This is a genomic window from Thiolapillus sp., from assembly GCF_048562965.1.
GTDB lineage: Bacteria > Pseudomonadota > Gammaproteobacteria > Chromatiales > Chromatiaceae > Thiolapillus > Thiolapillus brandeum_A.
Genome location: NZ_JBHNMF010000613.1, coordinates 1 through 1,505 on the forward strand (window position 1 = coordinate 1; position 1,505 = coordinate 1,505).

Consider the following 1,505-nt stretch of genomic DNA (forward strand, 5'->3'; position numbering starts at 1 on the left):
AGGCTGTCGGCCAGCTCAAAGCGCTGGAGGACATGCTGCAACAACAGCAGACACGGGCCGATACGGAACGCGATAGGCGAATCAAAACAGAACTAAAGTTACAGAGGCACAGAAAGAATAAGTGAAACACCAGTTACGCCGCATCCTGAAATATGTGGTGTGACCTATAGCCCATCAGCCTGTATTGCAATATTCCCAGTTCCGAAATGAGCCGCATCAGGTTATGTTCCATGCCATACCACGAGCCCCGATAACTGTTCACCGATGCCGCCACAGGGCGACGTCCAATATTCACGGCATCATAAGCCGGATTTTGTTCAGAAATGGCATCCCACCGAACGTCAAGCCCGGTGGGTTCATGATATGCCTCGCCCTGTTTGCCATTCTCGTCTAACCCGCATCGCTCACCGATCCCCTGGTTCCGATGTTTTTGGGCGCCGGGACGTGGCCAAGATAGCCCGATAGCCCATTTCTCGTGCCAAGGTACTCGCCAAGAGAAGAGATTCTCGTGTTTTTCGCCCTCTCAGGGGCTCTGGAGGATGTTTTTTTGACAGAACAGACGCACCAGTCCCTCAGCACCCAGGACTGATTCTTTGAGTCGATGTTGTCGGGGACGGAAGAACCTATCCAGGCGGCGACCAAGCAGGATGCTGCTTGAGATTGGCCAGGATCTGGGCAATATCACTGGCGTAGGGATACGCTTCCGAGAAGGACAGCCAGACCTTGCGCGCTGTCAGGTGCAGGCGGGCACCGATTTTCAGCAGCTTCAGGCGGATCGTCGGTTGCATCCAGGTCGAGCCAGATCTCTTGCGGGGGCTTGCGGTACGACTCCAGGAAAAGATCAACCAGCAATCGATCCATGGCGTCACTATCCGCGGCAATCCGCTTGTAGCGGTCTGATGTGGCCGACTCCGGTAGGCCCAACTCAAGACGATTGAGGGTGCTCGAGGCAGCCAGCGGGTTCCCCCGGTCCTGCTCGCGCAGCAGCCCGCCACCGTCCGAAGTGATTCGCCCGCCGTCAAAACGACCCATCACCTCACGCCGCCCCAGGGACTGAAATTCCAGCTGTTCTGGTTTACACTCTGTATTCATAGGCCTCTTTGTTTTGTTGCTGGTAAGTGTTTGGTAATCCTTACTTTATGCAACAAAAAGAGGTTCTTCTCCGCTTTGATGAGTGAGCTTTTGTCCATTTTTCTGCCCTTCGCCGTCTGCATCAGTCGCACAAGCATATGGCTGGTACAGGCGGAGAGGGGTTGAAAAATGGACAGCTACTGCCCTGATGGAGCAAATCATACAGCCCCGTTCTACCTGGATTAAATTGTTCATATTCAAATAATTAGCAATTTATTGTACATTCTGCTCACTCATCAAAGCCGAGAAGAGCCCAAAAAGAGGCCTATTTCCAGTGGGGCGGTGAAATTTCCGGGCGTGCGTCCTGAAAGCTGTGTGCTTTCCAAGTGGGTGAAAGGCCCGCCTCTCAAACCTGGCCGGGAGAGAGTAACCGA

General features: G+C 53.7%; 1 protein-coding gene. It reads right to left on the reverse strand.

Annotation, left to right across the window (positions count from 1 at the left end; translation table 11 throughout):
- Positions 1-623 precede the first annotated feature (623 nt).
- A complete protein-coding gene (locus ACOCD2_RS18325; protein WP_295471855.1) occupies positions 624-788 on the reverse strand; it encodes a transposase in 165 nt (54 codons plus the stop codon).
- Positions 789-1,505: the final 717 nt, after the last annotated feature.

What these genes read in the sequence shown, in the direction of transcription:
- ACOCD2_RS18325 (WP_295471855.1), bottom strand. Translation starts at nt 788, where the DNA reads ATGCAACCGACGATCCGCCTGAAGCTGCTGAAAATCGGTGCCCGCCTG.